Consider the following 21,379-nt stretch of genomic DNA (forward strand, 5'->3'; position numbering starts at 1 on the left):
CCTCCGCACTATTCGAGCATCAGCAGTTCCGGCTGCACGCGGTCGGCGTGGAGCGTCAACCGCGCGACCGACACCGGCAGGCTGAACCGGCGCGGGCCGGCGCTGCCCGGATTCAGGTAGAGCACGCCCTCGCGCAGCTCCGCCAGCGGCCGGTGCGAATGGCCCGCGACCACCACGTCGATGCCGGCGGCGAGCGGGTCGATGTCGAGTGCCTTGAGATCGTGCAGCAGGTAGAAGCGCTTGCCACCGGCCTCGACCGTGCACGTCTCCGGCAACGCCTGCGCCCAGGGCGCGGTGTCGTTGTTGCCACGCACCGCCAGCACCGGCGCGACGGCCTCCAGGGCCGACAGCACCTCAGGCGTGCCGATGTCGCCGGCGTGCAGAATCAGTTCGCTGCCGGCAAGCGCGGCAAGCGCCTGCGGCCGCAGCAGACCGTGGGTATCGGAGATGACGCCGATGCGCATCAGGGCTTGGTCGCCGCCTGGGCCCGGGCCTGGGCCTCAGCCTCCGCTTCGGCAATCAGCTTGTCGATGCTGGCCTGGGCGATGGGGTGATAGCCCGGACGCGCCTCGGCATAGATCGCCTTGGCGCGCGCACGGCCGGCCTCGGTCGCCAGCAGCGCCTGATAGACCGGGCGGATGTAGTACATGCGTCCCACCGTCAGCAGGTGCTGACGCACCGCCTCGTCGGCGGCGCCGTAGCCGTGCCGGATCGCCAGCGGCAGCCAGCTCCGCAGCAGGAAGCGGTTCTGACTGCTGGTGAGCCGCGCGGCGGCATCCAGCTCGGCAAGCTGGCTGGCGCTCACCCGCTCCGGCAGGCCGTCGAGGAAGTAGGTCCAGTGCAACACGCTCCACGCGGAGAGCGGCAGTTGACTGGCGCTGATGCGGCCATCCAGCCAGTCGTTGCGGGCCTGCGCCACTTTCTCGAACGCATCGGAAGCCGGGAACTGCGTCGAGGCCGGCAGCGCCGGCTGGTAGATCCAGTCGCGCGCCAGCTCAGGCGCAAACCGCTCCGGCTGCGCCTTGAGCAGGTGCTCGTCGAGAAAGGCGAGGAAGTCCTCGGTGGTGCGGCTGGTGAAGGCGTTGCGGTCAAACCATTCGCGCAGGAAGGCGTCGAAGCGCTCGCGGCCAAAGGCGAGTTCCAGGTTGTAGAGGAACAGCGAGCCGCGGTTGTAGGCCACCGCGCCGGCGAAGTTGTCCGGATCGCCTTCCTGCGGCGGGCCGGCGAGTGCGCGTTGGGCTTCCGGTACTTCGGGCAGATCGCGCTTCAACTCCTCGGCTTCCAGCACGCGCTCGATGTCACCGCGCTCGCGGCCGTACACCGCCTCCATCAGGCGGTTGGTGACATAGCTGGTGAAGCCCTCGTTGAGCCAGAAGTCGCGCCAACTGGCATTGGTGACCAGGTTGCCCGACCAACTGTGCGCCAGCTCGTGCGCCACCAGCGAGACCAGCGACTTGTCACCGACGATCACCGTGGGCGAGGCGAAGGTCAGGCGCGGATTTTCCATACCGCCGAAGGGAAAGCTCGGCGGCAGGATCAGCAGGTCGTAGCGCCCCCAGCGATAAGGTCCGTAGAGCTTTTCGGCCACCTCGATCATCTTCTCGGTGTCGGAAAACTCGCGCGCCGCCCGCTCCAGCATCGCTGGCTCGGCGTAGATGCCACTGCGCGGCCCGGTGCTGGCAAAGCCCAGCTCACCCACCGCCAGCGCTAGCAGATAGGAGGGAATAGGTTGCGGCATGCGGAAGCTGTAGTCGCCGTCGAGCAGCGCCTTGGCCTCGTTCTCCGCGCCCATCACCGCCAAGAGGTTCTTCGGCGTGCGGATGCGCGCCTCGTAGGTGAAGCGCACCCCGGGTGTGTCCTGCAAGGGCACCCAACTGCGGGCGTGGATGGTCTGCGACTGGCTGAACAGGAAGGGCTGCTTCTTGCCGGCGGTCTGCACCGGCGCCAGCCATTGCAGGCCGCTGGCCTCGGGCGAAGTGCGGTAGGCGATCCGCACCCGGTCGGCACCGGCCGGCAGGGCGATGCGCAGCGCGCTGCCCAGCACCGGGTCGGCGGCATCGAGTTTGTAGCTCGTCGCCTGCCAGGCGCCCTCGCCCACCGCCGCCTGCACCTCGGCGATCTCCAGCGCGCGGGTATCGAGCACCAGCTCCTTCGCGGCGGCGTCCAACCGCTGCAACTTCAGCTCGGCGCTGCCGATCAGGCGCCGCTGCTCGAAGTCCACCGTCAGATCAAGCTTGAGCGCCGACAGCCGCAGCGCCTCGACATTGGCGTAGGACGCGAGGTCGCGGCGCGGATCGACCTTGGGCGCGGCCGGAGCCTGGGTGTCGGCGGCGGGCGACGCGGGCGTTTCACTGCGGCGGCAAGCGGTGGAGGTCATGGCGGTGAGCAGCAACAGGGGCAATAGCAGGGCAGCAGCGCGAGGCATGGCGGAGTTCGCAGGGCGACGGGTTTCGAGGCCCCCATGATAGGCGGCCGGCACGGCATGACGCGCCTAGTCGGCCCAGGGATCGTAGCTGCCGATCCACCACAGATGCCCTTCCGGATCGCGGCAGGCATAGCCCTTGCCGCCGTAATCCTTGGCCTCCAGCGGCTCGATGATCTCGGCACCTGCGGCGACCGCGCGTTGGTAGTGCGCATCGACATCGGCGACGGTGAAGCAACAGCACTGCGTCTCCCGTCCACCGATCTCGTCCGGCTGCGCCATGCGCTGCCCCCAGGCGTCATCGCGCGCGCTGCTGACCATGATCAGCCCGTTGCGCAGCGTGAGCTGCGCATGCGCGATACCGCGCTCGCCGTCTTCGTAGACCGCGCGTCGCTCGAAACCCAGTGCCTTGCACAACCAGGCGATGGCGGCTTGGGCATCGCGGTAGCGCAGCGCGGGTTTGATGGTGGTGCGGGGATTGGCAGCGATGATCGTGCGGCCTCCAGCCGGAGAGGGAACTCTGGTGTACCTTCATGGGTACGGGCGGATGCTCCGTCCGGGATCAGCCCAAAGCGGGCATTGGCGCCCAACGTGACAGTCTTGTCGCGGGCAACTAGCCTATCGCTGCGCTCCAGACATTTATTGCGCACCCCGCTTATTCCGAAAGCTATTACAGGACCTAGTGCCGTGCAGTTGTCGCGCTTGTTCACTACTACTACCTACAAAGCCTTAGCTGAAGGGCGAGGTGCGAAAGTCGTCAAGTCGATACTGTCAGACTGTGAGTGCCTGTCTCAATACAGGGGCATGCCCATCCGCGCAGTGTACGACGAGGCCTACGCAGGCCTCTTCGCTGGCTATCGGAATGAGTATGTGTTCAAGAACGAGATCACAAAGCGCATCTTGCTTGGCAAGCACTCTCTTCGGACTGCGCGACTGCTTTCGGAGTTCTGGATCAAGGATGTAAAAGTAGATGTCGCCGTCATAAACGGCACTTCGTCCGCTTACGAAATCAAGACCGACCTTGACGATTTTGATCGTCTGTCGAGGCAGCTGGCACGCTACTCGTTGGTATTTGATCGCGTCTATGTCGTTACGTCTGAGGTGATATCAGACTCGGTAGCAAAAAAAATCCCCGGCCACGTTGGGCAAGTAGTTCTTACGCGGAAAGGATCGCTAAGCACACGCAAGGAAGCCCTCTCGAACAGGGGGCACACTGATCCGGACGCGATTTTTCAGAGTCTTCGGCTGTCGGAGATTGAGGACATCGGTGAGGCATTTGGCGTGCAGCGGTATGCCGGTCCCAATCTTCATCGTCGGCGGCACTACCTCAATTCCTTCCGCCAAATGGAGCCAGCGCAAGCGCATCAAAGCATGGTTGACGTGCTGCGCAAGAGAGAGATTCATGGCGCCCAGCTTGAGCTAATAAAAGGAGCTCCCGATAGCATGAAGCACCTCTGCCTAAGCAGGCAGTTGACGGTGACCGGCTATCGGGTAGTGGCTGAGGCACTGGACGCCCGCTTGTAATTCAGGAATAGTGTTCGTGGGGAAAAACAAATAGAACCCACTGGCCTAGGGAGGCCGCTATGTATGTTCCTGTACTTCACGCTCGTCAATCCGAGCGCTCCGCAGTGCTGCGCGTTAGTCCGTTGATCAAGGCTTCAGACCTCTGTAAGCCATTTTTTCAGCCTGTTACCAATAAGCAGCGAGATGTGGAGTTGTTGGTGCGGCAGGCCAGCGAGGCAGAGTTGCCCTGTTTCCTGTTAACCACGCCTTTGTACGACTCCGCGCCTTCCCAGCGCCAGATTCTTGCTGCGATCAATGCATTCGACGAGAACGACTGCATGACACCCGTGGTGGCGATTACGAGTGAGTTGGATGTGGCAACTTTCGAACGCCGCATCGCTGCTGTTGGGCGGAAAGAATTTGCTGTATTCCACGATTCGGAGCCGGGTGCACCGAACCCGTTTCGCGATGCTTTAGCTCGTGCTCCGGGGCTGCTTGTTTGGCATCTGTTTCGAGGCGACACCTGTTCCGACAGGTATATGCGGCAGTGGCCCGGTCCGAAAGCGACTATCAGCGACCACTTTAATCGGCGTCCCCGGAATCAGGACTACGCTGCGGATACTGATGAGCTGTACGCAGCTCGGCTGCGTGTTCCCGGGTTCGATGCATTCGGGGATTACACCATCACGGGGGATTTCTACGCGGCGGGTGGAGGGCGGCCCGGAGCGGTAGCAATTCACCTGAGTTACGAACGGCCTGACGGCACTGTGGGCATGCGACATTTCCTTTCAGATAGCCATGACCGCGCAGATGACGTTCGCGACAAATTTCAAGAAGCTCTCGCTTATTTGATCGACTTTCTAGCGAGGCAGCGCGGGCGTCTTGATTTCTCGTCAGCCTGCGATGAGCTTAAGGTCCTTCAGCAGCGGTCACACTTTCCTGGGCTGCCCGCGCTAAAAAGGATTTCCATCCAGCATCACATCGAGTTGATGATTCAACTCGCCCGGCGGCCTTAGTTCCTTTCGCCGGTCAAGCTGGCGGATTCACGAGGCCGTGGGTACTTTTGTGGGCAGCAGCTATTTCGGCTTGCAACAGAGCCACTACTTCTGCCCTTGCAGTTTTTACGCCGTTCGGGAAGAAATTGTTGATGCCCGGGTCGCAGCCCTGATCGGCCATCACCCCTGCGCGAACGGAGTTAAACATTTCTGCATTGATCAGCATTAGCAGCAATTCTGGGAAGATGACGCAGCGCCCCCGCAGCATGTCCGCCACCCTCTTGCTCATTTCGTTATTGGCGATTTCGACGAGAGCTTTTTTGTCGCCCGTATAGATTGTCACTTTTGAATCTACAGCTGCTGCCGCCAGCCAAAGCGCGTCGCCGGACTGGATGTTCCCGCCTCTGGGAATAATCGTCAGCAAATCTATCGCCTCTGGTGAAAGCGTCAGAGTCTTGAACCCTTTTACTGCCGCGTGCAACGTATCTCGCTGCCCGATATTTGCAAGCAAGCGGATGTGCTTTAGGCGGCCCTCGAAGTCACAAGAGGCGGCTAGAGAGTGCTGCACAATCACGTCTCCGCTGTGCCGTCTGACAAGTTGCTTCGTCGTCGCGTCTAAGAGGTTGTAGCGAGTCGATTTGACGAGCACATCGTTGTCAACGACGGCAGTCATTAAGAAGCCTCGACGCAAAGAGCTCGAGCGACGAAAGATCTTCCCTCATCGGTCATATTGCCCCAGTCGAGATGAGCTCTTGCGATCCGATTAATGAGCTTCGGACCGTCTTTTTGCTCATCGACGGAGATTAAGTTCAGCACCTGCCCGGCTGCTGCCCAAGCGTTGTTTTGCGCAGCAAAGCGAAGCAGTAGGTGCCCGGCATCGATTGCCTGATCGCGAGCCAACTTGGAAATTTGACGTGCTAGGGGTGTGCCGGTAAGTGATGGATTAGCGGGGAGGTCAATCGCCCGCGATCCGGCTAGCAGCGATAATCCGTACTTATTGGCCTCATCTTCCTCGTCATCTTTTTCAACTGAAGAGGTGTCGATGTCTGCATCAAGGATTAGGCCATTCTCCGTCAGGTGACCGAGAGCGATATGGCCAGCCTCGTGCGCAACATAGAAGAGCTGCCATGCGGCGTGCTGGCGTTTCCCCCCAACGACCACGCATGGTCTGCCGCCTACATCCATGACCATTGCATCCGGCCGGCTGAACTTGTCGGGCAGGTCCGAAAAATGGACAACAGGAATGCCGTGCTGCCAAAGAGCAGTCAGCAGGCTTTCCAAGCATACGAGGCCAGTAGACTTGAGGACCTCCACCCTCAGCATTTCTGGGTCAGCTGGCAGCTGCTGCACCTGACTGGCAACAGCGGACGCCACTGACCTTGCGAGCGCCCCAAACATGGCAGCCGCCGGAGTGAGGGCTTCAGCTGAAACCTTTAAAGCACGCTTGAACAAGGGGGGGGAAGGCGGGGTAGCAAAGGCTGCCCCATGCCCAGATAGCAGTGCCTCTAGATCTAGCCCCAGAATGGTGGACAACAGAACTTTGGCTTCGACAAGTTCCGTGGTGCTGGTGGGCGGATATGCCAGCATCCATTCTGGAAGTACCCGCAGTAGGTACCGCCTTTCAATTCCCAGCGCAGAGATGCTGGTTAATAAAGAGTTGAAATCGCTCACTTGCTTGCCCTCGCAATGCATCCAGTTCGCCGAAAACGCTCCGGCGCCTGATGTTTTTTTTGTGAGATCGCGATTTGTCGGCGAGTGGAGTTTAGCTTGCTGGAGTCGGTTTAGTCGACCACATCTCCTATTGCCAGATCACTGCCACTTGGTCACCTAGCGGACGAGATGTTGAAGTTCCATGAGCGTCCGCTAATGGCACTCAGTCGCCACTGACAAAATCAGCCCAAAAACGAAGCTGTAGTCGGTCCGGTCTCTGACTCGGCGCCGTTGCCGACACGATCAAAACCGGCCCTCGCTAGACATCCGCACTAAGCCAATCCCGGCAAAATCTCACCAGCCACCGCATTCGGTGGCTGGCGCCCATACCGGCTCGGCGGCTGTCCGACGTACCGACTGAACGCGGTGCTGAAGGCACTGGCCGAGCCGTAGCCGACGCGCTCGGCGATCTCGGCGAGGCCAAGCTCCTGGCGGCGCAGCAAGCCCTTGGCGACGGCCATGCGCCAGGCGACCAGGTATTCCATCGGCGACAGGCCCAGCGCGCTGGTGAAGCGCTGGTAGAAAGCCGAGCGTGAGAGGGCCGCCTTTCTCGCCAGCTCGGCCACCGTCCAGGGCCGGGCGGGATCGCCGTGGATGTGGCGGATGGCGCGTGCCAGCCGGGCATCGGCCAGGCCGCGCAGCAGGCCGGGCGGTGCGCTTCCGCCGGGCGCGGCGCGCAGGGCTTCGATCAGCAGTACTTCCACCAGGCGGCTGAGCACCAGCTCCCGGCCGGAGCGCTTCTCGCGCGACTCTTCGCTGAGCAAGCGCACCAGCACCGACAAGCGCTCGACGCCGCGCACCTGCACCAGTGCCGGCAACAGTGACACCAGCAAGGCCGAGTCCGGCGAGTCGAACACGAAGTAGCCGCCGAGCAGGCGCACATCGGGGCGCCCGCCACGGCTGCCGTGGCGCAGTTCGCCGGTGCTGCTGGCGCTGACCTTGGGGTCTATCGCCACCGGCTCGGCCGGCTCGAAGCCGGACATGGTGAAGCCCGGCGTGGCCGGCAACAGCACAAAGTCGCCCTGCTCCAGCCGGATCGGCGCCTCGCCGTCCACGGCCAGCAGGCAGCCGCCTTCCAGCACCACGCAGAAGCTCGGTTGCCCGAACACCGAGTAGCGCACCGCCCAGCGTCCGGCGCCGCTGATGCCTTTGGAAAACACCGCGCTGGGGCGGAGCAAGGCGATGACTTCGGTCAAAGGGTCCATAAGATTTGGACGATCAATAACGCTATTTGGACTATTCGTTATAGATCGTACTTCATCGGCACCCTATCGTGGCGTCCATGGAAACCAACCAGGAGACCTCCATGAAAACCGTACTCATCACCGGCTGCTCGTCGGGCTATGGCCTTGAAACCGCGCGCTACTTCCATGACCAGGGCTGGAAAGTGATTGCCACCATGCGCAGGCCGCGCCCGGAACTGCTGCCTGCATCCGAGCGCATGCGGGTGCTGGCGCTGGACGTGACCCAGCCCGAGAGCATCGCCGCCTTAGTGGACGCCAGCGGCCCTATCGACGTGCTGGTGAACAACGCCGGTATCGGCCTGTTCGGCGCCTTCGAGGCAACGCCGATGGCGACCACGCGCGAGCTGTTCGAGACCAACACCTTTGGCGTGATGGCGATGACGCAGGCGCTGCTGCCACAGTTCCGCGCGCGGCGCTCGGGCGTGGTGGTCAACGTCACTTCCAGCGCCACGCTGGCGCCGATGCCGCTGGTGGCCGTGTATACGGCCAGCAAGGCGGCCATCGAGGCCTACACCGCCTCGCTGGCCCATGAGCTGGCGAGCTTCGGGCTGACCGTGAAACTGGTCGAACCGGGCTACGGCCCCAGCACTCGCTTCACCGAAAACGGCGGCGCGCGCATGCAGGGCCTGATTCCGGAGGCCTACGCCGGCTACGCGCGGCAGGTGTTCGCGCTGTTCGCGCAGCCGGCGGCGGTCACCCGCGAGATCGAGGTTGCCGAGGCGGTGTGGCGGGCCGCCAATGACCAGTCGAATCAGCTCCGCTTCCCGGCCGGCGCGGACGCCGTCGCGCTGGCCGCGACGACCGCCCCGGCCTTCGCGCGTTCGCTGACGCCGGCCGGCACCTAGGAAGTCCTGCGGCGGTCGCCAACGACGCAGGCTCGCAGCGGCTGGGCCTGTGTTGCCAGACGCCGGCCGATCACAGACCTTCGAGCAACTCCATCGCTTCTTCGACGCCGCGATCAGCGGCCTCGGTGAGGTCGGCTTTCGCTTCGGTTTTGGCGCCCATCTGCAAGCGGACCTTGCCGCGATTGAAATAGAAGTAGCTGCAGGTCGGACACAGCTCGATGGCGCGGCCGAGATCGGCGAGCGCGCCGGCGTAGTCCTTGAGGCCGGCGCGCGCCTGGCCCCGGTAGGCATAGGCCTCGTCGGTCTCCTCCGGGGCCTTGGCGCGGGCGATCAGGGTGCTGAAGTCGGCCGCCGCGCCCGCGTAGTCGCCGCCGCGCAGCTTGGCGAGGCCACGGTCCTGCAGCGCGCTCTTGAAGGCCGGGTCGGCGGCCAGCGCGCGGTCGTAGGCGGCGACGGCCGCCGGGTAGTTCTCCCGCTCGAACAACTGGCTGGCTTCGTCATAGGCGGCTTGTGCCACCGCGTTGGCGCTGCCGGCCTGGGCGCTCAGCGAACTCAAGGCCAGCACTGCGCCGGCGAACAGGGCGGTCGCGGCCGGGCGGAGGAAAGCAGGGGAAGCCGTCATCGGAGAATCCTCGAAGGAAAAGTGGGTGCGTGTTCAGTGCAGCGTGGTCAGTTCTTGGTCGGCCTCGGGGTGGCCCATCGCGCGCGCCTGCTGCAGCCAGCGCAGGGCGAGTGCGGGATCGCGCGGCAAGTAGCGGCCGTCGCGGTAGTACTGACCCAGGGTCAGCGCCGCGTGCGCGCCATAGGGTTCGCCGAGCGCCACGGCTTTCTCCAGCAGCGCCGCGCCCTGCGGGTTGGCGGCGCCGCCGACGCCGCGCAGCAGGAAGTCGCCGTAGTTGATCAGGCCCATCTGGCTGCCCTGCTCGGCGCTGCGCCGCGCCCAGTCGCGCGCCGCCACCGGGTCGGCCGGCAACAGCTCGCCCACCGCGCGGAAGTCGGCGACATTGGCCTGGGCATCGGCGTGTCCGGCTTCGGCGGCGGCGAGCATCAGCTTCACCCCACGCGGGACATCCCGCTGCACCGTCTGGCCGCCCTGGAACAGCATCACCGCGGCCTCGTACTGCGCCTTGGTCACGCCCGCTTCCGCCGCCTTGAACAGCAGCCGCTCGCCCTGCGGAACATCGGCTTCGCCGCCGATGCCGCGCAGCAGGCAGAGCGCGTAGGAGTAGATGCCCTGCGGGTAGCCGGCCTCGGCGGACCTCGCGATCCACTGCCGGCCGATGCTCTCGTCGGTGGCCACGCTCCGGCCATTGAAGTAGGCGTCGGCGAGCAGGTAGCTGGCCTGACCATCGCCGGCCTTGGCGCCTTCGCGGGCGTATTCGAGAACCTTGGCGGAATCGGGCGCGACGCCGTACTGGCTGCCGTTGGCGTAGAGGCTGGCGAGATCGCCATAGAGCGCGGGGAAGTCGCGCGCCGCCGAGGCGTACCAGCGCAGCGCCTGCTGCGGATCGCGTGCCACGCCACCGCTGCCGGTGATGAGCGTTTGCGCCGCAAACATCTGCGCGGCGCTGTCGCCGGCGTTGGCAGCCTTGCGCAGGTAGGTCATGGCTTCCGGCGCGTTGGCGCTGAGCCCACCCTTGCCAACCAGCAGCGCCCGGCCGTAGCCGCTGGCGCCGCGCACGCTGCCCTGCTCGGCGGCCTGGCGATACCAGCGCACCGCCTGCGCGTCGTCGCGGGCCGTGCCGATGCCGAACTCGTACATCGAGCCGGCGTTGCCAAGCGCGGTCTCGTCGCCAGCCTGCGCCGCTTGCAGGGTGTAGCGGAAGGCGGCGGCATCGTCCTTGGCCACGCCCTGGCCCAGGGCATACATCGCTCCCAGGGTGCTGGCCGCCGCCGCATCGCCCGCTTGCGCGGCCAGCGCGTACCAGCTCGCCGCCTTGGTGGCGTCGCGCTCGACCACGCCCACGCCTTCGCGATAAGCGTCGCCCAGCGTGCGCGCCAGCCCGGGCTTGCCGCTGCGCGCCTCGGCTTCCATGCGCTGCAGCAGGTCGTAGCCGGAAGGCGGCGCGGGCTGCGCTGCGGCCTGGGATCGGGCCTGCTCGCGGGCGCTGCGCTCGGCGGCCTCGGCCTGCGCCATGGCGCGCTGGAAGGCGGCATAGCGGGCATCGCGCTCGGCCGAGATGCGCGCGTAATAGCCGGCGGTCTGCCGCGCCATATCGGCCTGGGCACCGGCGATGATGCCGGCGGTGGACCGTTGCTCGGCGCGATACAGCTCGTCCATGCGGGCACTGAAACGGTCGGCATCGAACTGGCTGCGCCAGTCAGCCACAGCCGTGGCGCTGACCAGCAACCAGGCCGCGCACAGCAGGGAGGATTTCAGAACGTGTTTGCGCATGGCGGCTTCAGCGCGTCGGCGTGGCGGCGGGGCGCGGAATGGCGCCGTCGATCAGCCGGAAGCTGTCGCAGGCGATGCCGCTCTGCGAAGGCACCACGTAGCCGGCCCCGGTCTTTTGCTTGATGAAGGCCTTGAAGGTTTCGTAGTCGACGAAGTCGTTCTTCTTGCGGTCTTCCGGGACCAGCACGCCTTCGGCGATGAAGCGCATGCCGAGTGTCGGCCGACAGCCGGCGGTGGCCAGCACCAGTTGCGGATCGCGCTGGCTGCGGCCGTCGCGGGCCTTGACCTCCACGGCCAGGGTGATCAGGTGCTGATCAAGGCTGGTGCCGGACTGCCAGCTCTCGTCGGCGTACAGGCGCACCACCGAGTAGACATGGAAGTCGGGCTCCTTCAGGCGCGACCAGTCGGCGCCACCCACCGGGCGCAACTGGGTGTTTTCATACAGATCGGCTTCCATCGCCCGGAGCTGCGCCAGGCTGCCCGGCGCGTAGTCGGCGCCCGCCCTGACGTAGAGCAGACCTTTTGCCCGGTCGACACGCTCGACGCGGTCGTAGCGGAACGGAAACTGACCAAAGCGCACCGTCTCGCCGTTGGCGGAGTAGACCGTCTGGCCAAATACGAAGTGCTCGGCGTCGATCCAGCGCAGGCGCGGATTGTCGCCACAGAACAACCCGGCGATGGTGGCGACCTTCTTGCCCTTGTAGTCGAGCAGATAGCCGTAGTCGTCGCCATCGCCGCCGCTGACCTGCGCGAACACACGGCCGTTCTCGGCCGGGGTGTAGCAACGCGCGGCGGGCAGGCTGGCGACCCGTTCGCCGTTGCGGTCGATCAACAGGCCCTTGTAGTCGTACTTGCCCTTGCGCCCGCTGACCACCAGGGCGACTTCGTCGTAGAACGGCGTGGCCGCGAAGAATTCCGGCTTGATCTTCCAGCCGCCATCGGGGCCGATGTAGCCGAGGCGGAGGCTGGCCTCGTCATACGCCACCGCCAGCCCCTGATGAAAGCCGCTGCCCTGGCCTTTGACATTGCCCAGATGCGGCTGGTCGGAGATCAGCTTGCCGTCGCGGTCATAAATCGCCTTCACGGTCATGAATTCGGCGTAGGAGCTGCTCTTTTCGGTGGACCACGGCGAGCGGCGGCCGTCAGCCGTGGCGATCAGGATGCTCTCATCGTCCATCACCTCGGCATCTGGAATCGCCACCTTGAGATCGGCCGAGAGCACCCCCCGGGTGACCTGACCATCGCGCTCGGCCCGGTATCTGAACAGGCCCGCGACCGGCGTGGTGTAGAGCGACTCCAGGTCCCTGGTGATGGGCGGCGCCTCCTCCAGCTTGTTGCCCCGACCGTCGACGACGTGCAGCGGCCGGATCAGCTTGAAATAGCCGCTCATGGGGCCGGTGCCGTACTGCATGTCTTCCCAGACCATGTAGCGGTCGGGGCCGAGCACCAGCGCGAAGCCGTAGCGCGGCGGCAGCACCCAGTTGCCGTCGGCGTCGGCGAGCCCGACGCGACCCTTGCTGAGCACCGTGCGCAGGCCCTCCTGCGGCGGAATCAACTCCTCGTAGAAGGGCACTTCCAGGCCCTGGGCGCTGAGACCGCCAACCAGCGGGATGTCCGCAGCCGAAGCCGCCACGCCAAAGACGTTTGCGACGCCGATCAGCGCGCCGCACCACCAACCGATACCCTTGTTTCGCATGGATGCTCCCGACCGCACGAGGCCCTGACCCCGGAACGCCAGCGGCAAGCGGTAGGCCGTGTAGGCACACCAAGCCTTGCGCTGGCCCGGTCACTGTAGGGAGACCCCGTGGCAGGGCCCACTCCGCATATGGGGAGGGGGCCACGGAACCGCCGCGACGGCAGGGCGGCGACCTCCGGTGTAGGCTGCGCGCCGATTTCCGGCCCTCGTAGGCGCAGACCCATGTCCCACACCGACAACCGTAGAGGCATCCTCGCCATGCTGGTGGCGGTGGCGCTGTTCTCGTTGATGGATGCCGGGCTCAAGGCGCTGAGCCCGCACTACCCGCCCATGCAGATGGCGGCGCTGCGCGGCCTGTCCTCGCTGCCGCTGGTGGCGCTGTGGATCCTCGCCAGCGGCCGCGCCGCCTCGCTGCTGCGCATCCGCTGGCCGCTGCACCTGTTCCGTGGCCTGCTCGGCATCGCAATGATGGCGAGCTTCACCTACGCGCTGCGCACGCTGCCGCTGTCCACCGCCTACAGCCTGTTCTTCATCGCGCCGCTGCTGATCACCGCGCTCTCTGGCCCGCTGCTCGGCGAGCGGGTGGGCCGGGCGCGCTGGCTGGCAATCGGCTTTGGCATCGTCGGCATGCTGGTGATCCTGCGTCCCAGCGGCGAGGGCCTGCTGAGCCTGCCGGCACTGGCGGTGCTGCTGGCCGCCAGCGGCTATGCGTTTTCGGCAATCACCGTGCGGGTGCTGGCGCGCAGCGATAGCAGCCAGGCGATGGTGTTCTGGCTGATGACGCTGATGGGCGTCGGCGCGGCGCTGCTGGCGGCGCCGCAATGGCAGAGCATTGCAGCCGCACACTGGCCGATCATCGCCGGCATCGGCCTCTGCGGCACGCTGGGGCAGATCGCCATCACCGAAGCCTTCTCGCGCGGCGAGGCCTCGGTGATCGCGCCGCTGGAATACTCGGCGCTGGCCTGGGCGCTGGGGCTGGACCTGCTGCTCTGGCGGCATCTGCCGGACGGCATCACCCTGCTCGGCGCGGCCATCATCGTCGCGGCCGGCGTGTTCCTGATCCGCCAGGAGCGTGGTCCCAAGGCGGTGCTGCCGGAGGCGCAGTAGCGGCAAGAAGCGACCCCTCCGGCTCCTACGGAGCCACCTCCCCTGCACGCAGGGGAGGCATTCGCTGCGCCTCCCCTACTTGTAGGGGAGGTGGCGCGCAGCGCCGGAGGGGTAAGCCCGAAGACTTCCATTCCGGCAACGACCTCGCCATAATCCGCCGCCATGAAGCTCTCCCGCGCCCTCAAAGCCATTCTCGTCGTCGCCGTCGTTACCGACGCGTCGTAGGGGAGCTGCTGAATCAACCAACCCCCGCCGACGCGAAATCGGCGGGGGTTTTTCTTTGCGCTTCACCCCACCGGTTTCTCGTCCCAGGGTCGCAACGACCGCAGTACCAAGGACGAACGATGAACCACTCACAGACCGGCGCGGAACTGATCGTGCACTTGCTGGAACGCCAGGGCGTGGACCTGGTCGCCGGCATTCCCGGCGGCGCCATCCTGCCGCTCTACGAGGCGCTCGGCGGCGACACCCGCGTGCGCCATGTGCTGGCGCGCCACGAGCAGGCCGCAGGCTTCATCGCCCAGGGCATGGCGCGGGTGAGCGGCAAGGCCGGCGTCTGCCTCGCCACCTCCGGCCCCGGCGTGACCAATTTGCTCACCGCCATCGCCGACGCCAAGCTCGACTCGGTGCCGCTGGTCTGCATCACCGGCCAGGTGCCGCAGCACCTGATCGGCACCGATGCCTTCCAGGAAGTGAAGACCGGGCATCTGGTGGACTCCATCACCAAGGCCAACTTCTTCGCGCGCTCGGTGGAGGATCTGCTGTGGATGATCCCCGAGGCCTTCCGCATCGCCGAGTCCGGCCGCCCCGGTCCGGTGCTGGTGGACGTGCCCAAGGACGTGCAGTTGCAGCGCATCGCCCTGCCACTGCCGCCGCCACCGAGCCTGAGCGAGACCGCCGAGGAGCGCCGCCAGCCCACCGGCACCGCCTGGGCGACGGCGGCGGCAATGATCAACGCCGCGCAGAAGCCGGTGCTCTATCTGGGCGGCGGCGTGGTCAAGGCGGGCGGCTGGGAAGCCGCGCGCGCGGTGGCCGAGAAGGCCGGGCTGCCGACCGCCACCAGCCTGATGGCGCTGGGCAGCCTGCCCGCCGGGCACCCGCTGGCGCTGGGCATGCTCGGCATGCACGGCGCCAAGGCCACCAACCATGTGCTCGACGAGTGCGATCTGCTGATCGCCGTCGGCGCGCGCTTTGACGACCGCGCCACCGGCCAACCCAGCGGCTTCTGCCCGCAGGCGCAGATCATCCACATCGACCTCGACGCCCGCGAGTTCGGCAAGATCAAGACCCCGACCCTGGCCTTGCAGGCCGACGCCCGCCAGGCGCTGGAAACCCTGCTGCCGCGTCTGCGGGCGCAGAGCCGCCCCGGCTGGCTGGCGCGCATCGCCGCGCTACGCGCGGCCTTCCCCGCCGAACCCACGCGCGACAGCCTGCACGACCCCAGCGGCCTGATCGCCGCCGTGGCGGAACTCGCCGGCCCGGAGGCGCTGATCAGCACCGATGTCGGCCAGCACCAGATGTGGGTGGCGCAGCACTACCCGTTTGCGCGACCGGATCGCTGGCTGACTTCCGGCGGACTCGGGACCATGGGCTTTGGCCTGCCGGCCGCCATCGGCGCGGCGCTGGCGCGGCCGGACCTCGCCAATGTCTGCTTCACCGGCGACGGCAGCCTGCTGATGAACGTGCAGGAGCTGGCGACCCTCGCCGAGCTGGATCTGCCGGTGAAGATCGTGCTGCTCGACAACGCTGCGCTGGGCCTGGTGCGCCAGCAGCAGACGCTGTTCTACAAGCAGCGCCATGTGGCCTCGCACTACGTCACTCCCACCGACTTCGCGAAGGTGGCGGAGGCCTTCGGCATCCCCGCCTACGATCTCGGCCGCCTGAGCGAACCGCGCGCGGCGCTGGAGGCCGCCTTCCGCAGCGCCGGCCCAGCGCTGATCCGGGTGCCGGTGGACGCCGACCGCCAGGTACTGCCGATGGTGGTGCCGGGGCGCTCCAACCTGGAAGCGATCGGCTCCGAGCTGGTCGATACCGAGACCTGAAAAATGCCCGCCACCCTGATCGAAGTCCGCCGCGTCTACTCGCCGGAAGAAGAACTCGCGCTGATCGACGCCGTGCATGCGGCGCTGGTGTCCGCCTTCCGCATTCCCGAAACTGACAAGACCGTGCGCCTGCTGGTGCACGCGCCGCAGCGCATGGCCTGCTCGCCAAAGCTGAAGCAGCCGGAGCGCTTCACCTTGGTGAGCATCGACGCCTTCGCCGGCCGTTCGCTCGATGCCAAGCGCGCGCTCTACCAGGCCATCGTCGCCGGGCTGGAGCCGCTCGGCATCCCGCGCGATCACCTCAAGGTGCTGCTGCGCGAACTGCCGCAGGAAAACTGGGGCATCCGTGGCGGTCAGGCGGCCTGCGATGTCGACCTGGGCTTCCGGGTCGAGGTCTAGCACCCTCAATCCCCTCACCCGCCTGCGGGGGAGGGTTAGGGTGGGGGCGTTTGGCCCAAGTAAAGAACGCCCCTATCCCGCCGTCGGCCAACTTCGGAGCGATATTGAATCGCTCCGAAAGCGGAGCCAACGGCTCCCCCGCGCGCGGGGGAAGGAGCAGGGTCAGGCCTTTTCGCCGCCCAGCGCTGCGACCAGATCGGCCAGCAGCGCCGAGAGCGTGCCGGTCATCAGCGTGAAGTCGGCCTCGAACTGCTGCTCGGGGGTGGCGAAGCTGGATTCGTCGCCGTTCTTGTCCATCTCCAGGAATTTCACCCGCTTCACCTGGAAGGGCTCGACCAGCAGCAGGCTCAGGCGCTCGCGCCAGACCAGGCCGACGCGGGTGGCCAGCTTGCCGCCGCTGATGTGCTCGCGGATCTCCTTCACCGACAGGTCGTGGCGCAGATAGCGCACGGTGGCGCCGTCTTCGCCAGTGCCTTTTAGCTCGCACTCGCTGTCGAGCGCGAAGTCGCGCGTCGCCTTGCCCAGCGTCAGCCACTGGGTCATCGCGCCCTGCGGCGACATCTCGGTTTCCAGGCGGGTCACCGGCAGCTCGCCGAGGCTGTTGCGCAACTGTTCCAGCAGTTCTTCGGCGCGCGCCGGACTGGAGGCATCGACCACCAGCCAGCGAGCGTCCGGGTCGATCCAGGCGCGGGTGACGCGGCGCTTAGCGAAGGCGCGCGGCAGCAGCTCGGCGGTGACCCGCTCCTTGAGGTCACGCAACTGCTTGCGGCCGGGTTTGTAGCCCTGCTTCTGTTCGAGTTCGGCGGCGCGTTCCAGGGCTTCCTGATTGACCACGCTGGCCGGCAGGATCTTCTGCTCGCTGCCCATGGCGATCAGCAACTGCTTGCCCTGCGAAGCCACCAGCCCCGCCGCACCCTCGCCGGACACCGGCGGCACCCAGCCACGGGTTTGCAGGCTGAGGCCGCTGCACGGCAGCAGCGGCTGCTTGGCGAGCACCGCCTCCAGGCTGCCCGGGGTCATCGCCCAGCCGTTGGCGAGGCGGTAGATCTGCAGATTCTTGAACCACATGGAGGTGCTGCCCTCGGTATCCGGGCGGCGATGATAGTGGACCGCCCGGCTCTTGCGGGCCGGCCGCCGGCTGGTTCAGGCTAGCGACCGGGCAATATTTCCAACAAAAACGACGAAACCCACCATGGCGAAGCTGGTTTGGCAGGTGCCGGGACAGGCGCCGCTCGCTTTCCCTCTCCGGCACGAACGGATCTCGGTCGGCCGCGATGCCGGCAATGATCTGCGCCTGCCGGAGCCAGCGGTCAGCGCCCGTCACGCGGCGCTGTTCGTGCGCGGCGGCAGGGTCACGGTGCAGGACCTCAATTCCAGCAACGGCACCTGGGTCAATGGCAGCCGCATCGACAGCCAGGAACTGGTGCACGGCGATACCGTCGCCTTCGGCCGGGTGGCGATGCGCTTCGTCGACGAGGCGCCGGCGGCGGTAGAACCGAAGTTCGCGGCCACGCTGCCACGGCCGGTCATGGCCGCCAATGCCGAGCCGGAAGTCCCGCAGCTACCGCCGGACGGCGACACCCGTCCGCAGATGGCCGACGACGGCGCTCCGGACCTGCAGGAGCTGGATCGCCTGCTGGGCTCGATCCGCAGCTTCCGCGAGCAGGAGGAAGACGCCCAGCGCCAGCGTCAGGCCGAGCTGCTGCGCGAGTGGCGCACCACCCTCGCCTACGCCGAGGCGATGAAGACCCGGCTGGCCGGCGAGAGTCGCATCCGCTATTTCGAGGTGTCCGAGCGCCGCCACGAGATCGTGCTGCGGGTGGTGCGCAGCGAGGGGCAGCCGAACCGCCTGCTGTCACTCACCTGGGGCCACCCGGACCAGCGCGACAAGGCTCCGGACGGCATCTGGGTGCGCGCTTCGGGCGTGCAGGATCGCCGCTACGAGAAGTCCGCCGAGGCGGTGCGCGAGCTGGTCTCCCAACTGGCGCTGTTCCTCGCCTAGGCTGACAGGCCCTTAGGCGGCCTCGGCCATCACGGGCATCGCCTGCTTGACCGGCTTGCGGGTCTGGTTGAGGTGGTCGAGCTGCACCCAGCGCAGCACCTCGATGCGGCCATCCAGGTGCTCGACCAGCGCGGTGCAGCTTTCCACCCAGTCACCGCAGTTGTGGTAGCTGACGCCGCCGATGTCGCGCATCTCGGCGTGGTGGATGTGGCCGCAGACCACGCCGTCCAGGCCCCGCCGGCGGCACTCGTGCGCCACCGACTCCTCGAAGGTCGAGACCACGTTGACCGCCGTCTTGACGTGCTGCTTGGCGAAGGCCGACAGGCTCCAGTAGCCCATGCCGAGCAGGCTGCGGGCGCGGTTGAACCAGTAGTTGAAGCGCATGGTGCCTTCGTAGAGGCTGTCACCGGCCATCGCGATCCAGGCGTGGTAGCGGGTGATGACGTCGAAGGCGTCGCCGTGGGTGATCAGCAGCCTGCGACCGTCGGCGGTCTGGTGCACCAGCTCGTTGACGAACTTGATGTTGCCCAGCTCCAGCCGGAAGCCGACGAACTTGCGCAGGAACTCGTCGTGGTTGCCGGTGACGTAGTAGACCCGGGTGCCGCGCTTGGCCTTGGTCAGCACCTTGCGCACGACGTTGGTGTGCTCCTGCGGCCAGTAGAAATTGTTCTTCAGCTTCCAGCCGTCGATGATGTCGCCGACCAGGTAGAGCGTGTCGCAGGTGTGGCTCTTGAGGAACTCGACCAGGTGCTCGGCCTTGCAGCCGGGCGTGCCGAGATGCACGTCGGAGATCCAGACCGTGCGGTAGTGGGTCTTGCCGGCTTCCGACTCGGCCTTGCCGGGCTTGGCACTGACGGCCTTGCTACTGGTACGGGCTCTTTTCATGGGCACGGATTTTCCAGCCGGCGCGTGACGATTGCGTGACGCGAATCCGGGGCCTGCGGTCGGAGTTCAGAACGGGTTCAGGCGCCGGCGCGAGGCTGCCGCTGCGGCCGACTTTCCGGTCCGCGTTCTCCGAGGCACACCCCATGAACAAGCGCATCGTCTGCGGTCTGCTGGCCGGCCTGGCCAGCTTCAGCCTGCTGCCGACCACAGCCCTCGCCGACACCCGGGTCTACGTCGGCATCGGCCTGCCCTACCCGCCCGCCGTGGTGATCGAATCACCGCGCCACCGCCATTACCCGCCGCCGCGCTACTACTCCGAGCCGGTGGTCTATTACCGTCCGGCCCCGGTCTATTACTACGACCGGGGCTGGGACCGTCACGAGCACGGCCGCCATTGCCGCCACGACGACGACCGTGGCGGCTGGCGCGGACGCGATGATGATCGCGGCTACTGGCGTGGCGGCGACGACCATCGCCATGGAGGCTACCGTCGCTGAGTCGGCACAGGCACAAAAAAGCCCGGCCGGAGCCGGGCTTTTCTTTAGGCGCGCGGACTTCAGTGACGGAAGTGGCGGACGCCGGTGAACACCATCGCCATGCCGTGCTCGTCGGCGGCGGCGATCACCTCGCTGTCGCGCATCGAACCGCCCGGCTGGATCACCGCGCTGATGCCGGCAGCGGCAGCGGCGTCGATGCCGTCACGGAACGGGAAGAAGGCATCCGAGGCCATCACGCTGCCGGCGACGGTGAGTTTCTCGTCGGCCGCCTTGATGCCGGCGATCTTCGCCGAGTAGACGCGGCTCATCTGGCCGGCGCCGACGCCGATGGTCTGGCGGTTGCGCGCGTAGACGATGGCATTGCTCTTCACGAACTTCGCCACCTTGGCGGCGAAGATCAGATCGTGGATCTCGGCCTCGGTCGGCGCGCGCTTGGTGACGATCTTGAGGCCGGCTTCGCTGGGCAGGGCGAGGTCGGCGTCCTGAACCAAGAGGCCGCCGCCGACGCGCTTCCAGTCGAAGCTCGCGGCCGGCTGTGACGGCCACTCGCCGGTCACCAGCAGGCGCACATTGGGCTTGGCCGCCACCGCCGCCACCGCCTCGGCGTCGGCGCTGGGGGCGATGATGACCTCGACGAACTGCCGCCCGACGATCAACTGCGCGGTGGCGCCATCGAGCGGCCGGTTGAAGGCGATGATGCCGCCGAAGGCGCTGGTGGGATCGGTCTGGTAGGCCAGCTCGTAGGCGGCACGGATGCCGTCCAGCGACACCGCCACGCCACAGGGGTTGGCGTGCTTGACGATCACGCAGGCCGGCTTCACGAAGGCCTGCACGCAGGCCAGCGCGGCATCGGCGTCGGCGAGGTTGTTGTAGCTGAGTTCCTTGCCCTGAAGCTGCTTCGCCGCCGCCAGCGAACCGGCCGGCGGATTCGCCTCGGTGTAGAAGGCGGCGCGCTGGTGCGGATTCTCGCCGTAGCGCAGCGACTGCACCTTGTTGAGTTGCAGGCCGAACACCGCCGGAAAGGGATCGCGACTGCCGTCCTCGGCGACGCTGGAGAGATAGGCCGCGACCGCCGCGTCGTAGCGGGCGGTGAGCGCGAAGGCCTTGAGCGCGAGCCGGCGACGGGTGGCGAGCGTCAGGCCGCCCTGGGCATCGAGTTCCGCCAGCAGGCCGGTGTAATCGGCGGGATCGACCAAGACGCCGACATGGGCATGGTTCTTGGCGGTGGCGCGCAGCATCGCCGGGCCGCCGATGTCGATGTTCTCGATGGCGTCGGCGTCGGCCACGCCGGGCTTGGCGACGGTCTGCTCGAAGGGATAGAGGTTGACCACCAGGAGATCAATCGGCGCGATGCCATGCTCGGCCATCACCGCGTCATCGAGGCCGCGTCGGCCCAGCAGACCGCCGTGAATCTTCGGATGCAGGGTCTTGACCCGGCCGTCCATGATCTCCGGGAAGCCGGTGTGCTCGCCGACTTCGGTGACCTTCAGGCCAGCGTCGCGCAGCAGCTTGCAGGTGCCGCCGGTGGAGAGCAGCTCGACGCCCCGCTGCTGCAGGCCCTGGGCGAGTTCCAGCACGCCGGCCTTGTCGGAAACCGACAGCAGCGCGCGGCGGATCTTGGCGAGCGGCGTGGGCGC

Annotated in this window: 20 protein-coding genes; 8 read left to right on the plus strand and 12 right to left on the minus strand. The window is 66.5% G+C overall.

Features of this window, described 5'->3' with window-relative positions:
* Positions 1 to 8 precede the first annotated feature (8 nt).
* The 3 genes from ED208_RS05465 to ED208_RS05475 form a co-directional block, all read right to left on the minus strand.
* A complete protein-coding gene (locus ED208_RS05465) occupies positions 9 to 464 on the minus strand; it encodes a metallophosphoesterase family protein (RefSeq protein WP_123210871.1) in 456 nt (151 codons plus the stop codon).
* On the minus strand, positions 464 to 2,425 hold the full coding sequence (locus tag ED208_RS05470) for a M1 family metallopeptidase (RefSeq protein WP_123210872.1): 1,962 nt from the start codon (positions 2,423 to 2,425) through the stop codon (positions 464 to 466). Before ED208_RS05470 ends, ED208_RS05465 begins: the two co-directional genes overlap by 1 nt.
* Before the next feature lie 66 nt (positions 2,426 to 2,491).
* Positions 2,492 to 2,911: a VOC family protein gene (locus tag ED208_RS05475; protein ID WP_123210873.1), complete on the minus strand. Its 420-nt coding sequence runs from the start codon at positions 2,909 to 2,911 to the stop codon at positions 2,492 to 2,494.
* 315 nt (positions 2,912 to 3,226) lie between these two features.
* Between ED208_RS05475 and ED208_RS05480 the strand changes: the two genes are divergently transcribed.
* Together ED208_RS05480 and ED208_RS17035 are read left to right on the plus strand one after the other, a co-directional pair.
* Complete coding sequence (locus ED208_RS05480) at positions 3,227 to 3,946, plus strand: sce7726 family protein (protein WP_123210874.1); 720 nt, start codon at positions 3,227 to 3,229, stop codon at positions 3,944 to 3,946.
* 59 nt (positions 3,947 to 4,005) lie between these two features.
* Positions 4,006 to 4,941, plus strand: coding sequence for a sce7725 family protein (locus ED208_RS17035; RefSeq protein WP_148044698.1), 936 nt, complete (start codon positions 4,006 to 4,008; stop codon positions 4,939 to 4,941).
* Between the two features lie 13 nt (positions 4,942 to 4,954).
* On the opposite strand, the gene ED208_RS05485 is transcribed toward ED208_RS17035, so the two are convergent.
* From ED208_RS05485 to ED208_RS05495, 3 genes are all read right to left on the minus strand, one after another.
* On the minus strand, positions 4,955 to 5,593 hold the full coding sequence (locus ED208_RS05485) for a hypothetical protein (protein WP_123210875.1): 639 nt from the start codon (positions 5,591 to 5,593) through the stop codon (positions 4,955 to 4,957).
* Complete coding sequence (locus ED208_RS17040; RefSeq protein ID WP_148044699.1) at positions 5,593 to 6,591, minus strand: ImmA/IrrE family metallo-endopeptidase; 999 nt, start codon at positions 6,589 to 6,591, stop codon at positions 5,593 to 5,595. Before ED208_RS17040 ends, ED208_RS05485 begins: the two co-directional genes overlap by 1 nt.
* A 311-nt stretch (positions 6,592 to 6,902) precedes the next feature.
* Positions 6,903 to 7,835: an AraC family transcriptional regulator gene (locus ED208_RS05495; RefSeq protein ID WP_123210877.1), complete on the minus strand. Its 933-nt coding sequence runs from the start codon at positions 7,833 to 7,835 to the stop codon at positions 6,903 to 6,905.
* A 101-nt stretch (positions 7,836 to 7,936) separates the two neighbouring features.
* On the opposite strand from ED208_RS05495, the gene ED208_RS05500 reads away from it, so the two are divergent.
* Positions 7,937 to 8,719 (plus strand): SDR family oxidoreductase, encoded by a 783-nt coding sequence (locus ED208_RS05500; RefSeq protein WP_123211217.1) that lies wholly within the window; start codon positions 7,937 to 7,939, stop codon positions 8,717 to 8,719.
* Positions 8,720 to 8,789: 70 nt separating this feature from the next.
* Here ED208_RS05500 and ED208_RS05505 read toward each other — a convergent pair whose 3' ends face one another.
* Genes ED208_RS05505 through ED208_RS05515 form a run of 3 tightly spaced genes read right to left on the minus strand, consistent with a single transcriptional unit; the run spans position 8,790 to position 12,810 of the window.
* On the minus strand, positions 8,790 to 9,341 hold the full coding sequence (locus ED208_RS05505; protein WP_123210878.1) for a tetratricopeptide repeat protein: 552 nt from the start codon (positions 9,339 to 9,341) through the stop codon (positions 8,790 to 8,792).
* Positions 9,342 to 9,374: 33 nt separating this feature from the next.
* The gene (locus ED208_RS05510; protein ID WP_123210879.1) at positions 9,375 to 11,114 is read right to left on the minus strand and encodes an SEL1-like repeat protein; all 1,740 of its coding nucleotides are present in this window, start codon (positions 11,112 to 11,114) and stop codon (positions 9,375 to 9,377) included.
* Between the two features lie 7 nt (positions 11,115 to 11,121).
* Complete coding sequence (locus tag ED208_RS05515; protein ID WP_123210880.1) at positions 11,122 to 12,810, minus strand: WG repeat-containing protein; 1,689 nt, start codon at positions 12,808 to 12,810, stop codon at positions 11,122 to 11,124.
* A 222-nt stretch (positions 12,811 to 13,032) separates the two neighbouring features.
* On the opposite strand from ED208_RS05515, the gene ED208_RS05520 reads away from it, so the two are divergent.
* From ED208_RS05520 to ED208_RS05530, 3 genes are all read left to right on the plus strand, one after another.
* Positions 13,033 to 13,917 carry a DMT family transporter gene (locus ED208_RS05520; RefSeq protein WP_199720522.1) on the plus strand — a complete coding sequence of 295 codons (885 nt, stop codon included), beginning with the start codon at positions 13,033 to 13,035 and terminating at the stop codon, positions 13,915 to 13,917.
* Between the two features lie 344 nt (positions 13,918 to 14,261).
* Positions 14,262 to 15,959: a biosynthetic-type acetolactate synthase large subunit gene (gene ilvB, locus ED208_RS05525; protein ID WP_123210882.1), complete on the plus strand. Its 1,698-nt coding sequence runs from the start codon at positions 14,262 to 14,264 to the stop codon at positions 15,957 to 15,959.
* Between the two features lie 3 nt (positions 15,960 to 15,962).
* On the plus strand, positions 15,963 to 16,358 hold the full coding sequence (locus ED208_RS05530; RefSeq protein ID WP_123210883.1) for a tautomerase family protein: 396 nt from the start codon (positions 15,963 to 15,965) through the stop codon (positions 16,356 to 16,358).
* A 162-nt stretch (positions 16,359 to 16,520) separates the two neighbouring features.
* Here the strand turns inward: ED208_RS05530 and ED208_RS05535 are convergent, their stop codons facing one another.
* Complete coding sequence (locus tag ED208_RS05535) at positions 16,521 to 17,426, minus strand: recombination-associated protein RdgC (protein WP_123210884.1); 906 nt, start codon at positions 17,424 to 17,426, stop codon at positions 16,521 to 16,523.
* Between the two features lie 124 nt (positions 17,427 to 17,550).
* On the opposite strand from ED208_RS05535, the gene ED208_RS05540 reads away from it, so the two are divergent.
* Positions 17,551 to 18,360: an FHA domain-containing protein gene (locus ED208_RS05540; RefSeq protein WP_123210885.1), complete on the plus strand. Its 810-nt coding sequence runs from the start codon at positions 17,551 to 17,553 to the stop codon at positions 18,358 to 18,360.
* 12 nt (positions 18,361 to 18,372) lie between these two features.
* Here the strand turns inward: ED208_RS05540 and ED208_RS05545 are convergent, their stop codons facing one another.
* A complete protein-coding gene (locus ED208_RS05545) occupies positions 18,373 to 19,245 on the minus strand; it encodes a UDP-2,3-diacylglucosamine diphosphatase (protein WP_123210886.1) in 873 nt (290 codons plus the stop codon).
* 143 nt (positions 19,246 to 19,388) lie between these two features.
* Between ED208_RS05545 and ED208_RS05550 the strand changes: the two genes are divergently transcribed.
* A complete protein-coding gene (locus ED208_RS05550) occupies positions 19,389 to 19,742 on the plus strand; it encodes a hypothetical protein (protein WP_199720523.1) in 354 nt (117 codons plus the stop codon).
* A gap of 59 nt (positions 19,743 to 19,801) precedes the next feature.
* Here ED208_RS05550 and purH read toward each other — a convergent pair whose 3' ends face one another.
* A complete protein-coding gene (purH, locus tag ED208_RS05555) occupies positions 19,802 to 21,358 on the minus strand; it encodes a bifunctional phosphoribosylaminoimidazolecarboxamide formyltransferase/IMP cyclohydrolase (RefSeq protein WP_123211218.1) in 1,557 nt (518 codons plus the stop codon).
* Positions 21,359 to 21,379: the final 21 nt, after the last annotated feature.

Source organism: Stagnimonas aquatica (genome assembly GCF_003730135.1).
Lineage (GTDB): Bacteria > Pseudomonadota > Gammaproteobacteria > Nevskiales > Nevskiaceae > Stagnimonas > Stagnimonas aquatica.

Coding starts and splice junctions, on each gene's coding strand:
- ED208_RS05465 (WP_123210871.1), bottom strand. CDS start 464: ATGCGCATCGGCGTCATCTCCGATACCCACGGTCTGCTGCGGCCGCAG.
- ED208_RS05470 (WP_123210872.1), bottom strand. CDS start 2,425: ATGCCTCGCGCTGCTGCCCTGCTATTGCCCCTGTTGCTGCTCACCGCC.
- ED208_RS05480 (WP_123210874.1), top strand. CDS start 3,227: ATGCCCATCCGCGCAGTGTACGACGAGGCCTACGCAGGCCTCTTCGCT.
- ED208_RS17035 (WP_148044698.1), top strand. CDS start 4,006: ATGTATGTTCCTGTACTTCACGCTCGTCAATCCGAGCGCTCCGCAGTG.
- ED208_RS05485 (WP_123210875.1), bottom strand. CDS start 5,593: ATGACTGCCGTCGTTGACAACGATGTGCTCGTCAAATCGACTCGCTAC.
- ED208_RS05495 (WP_123210877.1), bottom strand. CDS start 7,835: ATGGACCCTTTGACCGAAGTCATCGCCTTGCTCCGCCCCAGCGCGGTG.
- ED208_RS05500 (WP_123211217.1), top strand. CDS start 7,937: ATGAAAACCGTACTCATCACCGGCTGCTCGTCGGGCTATGGCCTTGAA.
- ED208_RS05505 (WP_123210878.1), bottom strand. CDS start 9,341: ATGACGGCTTCCCCTGCTTTCCTCCGCCCGGCCGCGACCGCCCTGTTC.
- ED208_RS05510 (WP_123210879.1), bottom strand. CDS start 11,114: ATGCGCAAACACGTTCTGAAATCCTCCCTGCTGTGCGCGGCCTGGTTG.
- ED208_RS05515 (WP_123210880.1), bottom strand. CDS start 12,810: ATGCGAAACAAGGGTATCGGTTGGTGGTGCGGCGCGCTGATCGGCGTC.
- ED208_RS05520 (WP_199720522.1), top strand. CDS start 13,033: ATGTCCCACACCGACAACCGTAGAGGCATCCTCGCCATGCTGGTGGCG.
- ilvB (WP_123210882.1), top strand. CDS start 14,262: ATGAACCACTCACAGACCGGCGCGGAACTGATCGTGCACTTGCTGGAA.
- ED208_RS05530 (WP_123210883.1), top strand. CDS start 15,963: ATGCCCGCCACCCTGATCGAAGTCCGCCGCGTCTACTCGCCGGAAGAA.
- ED208_RS05535 (WP_123210884.1), bottom strand. CDS start 17,426: ATGTGGTTCAAGAATCTGCAGATCTACCGCCTCGCCAACGGCTGGGCG.
- ED208_RS05540 (WP_123210885.1), top strand. CDS start 17,551: ATGGCGAAGCTGGTTTGGCAGGTGCCGGGACAGGCGCCGCTCGCTTTC.
- ED208_RS05545 (WP_123210886.1), bottom strand. CDS start 19,245: ATGAAAAGAGCCCGTACCAGTAGCAAGGCCGTCAGTGCCAAGCCCGGC.
- ED208_RS05550 (WP_199720523.1), top strand. CDS start 19,389: ATGAACAAGCGCATCGTCTGCGGTCTGCTGGCCGGCCTGGCCAGCTTC.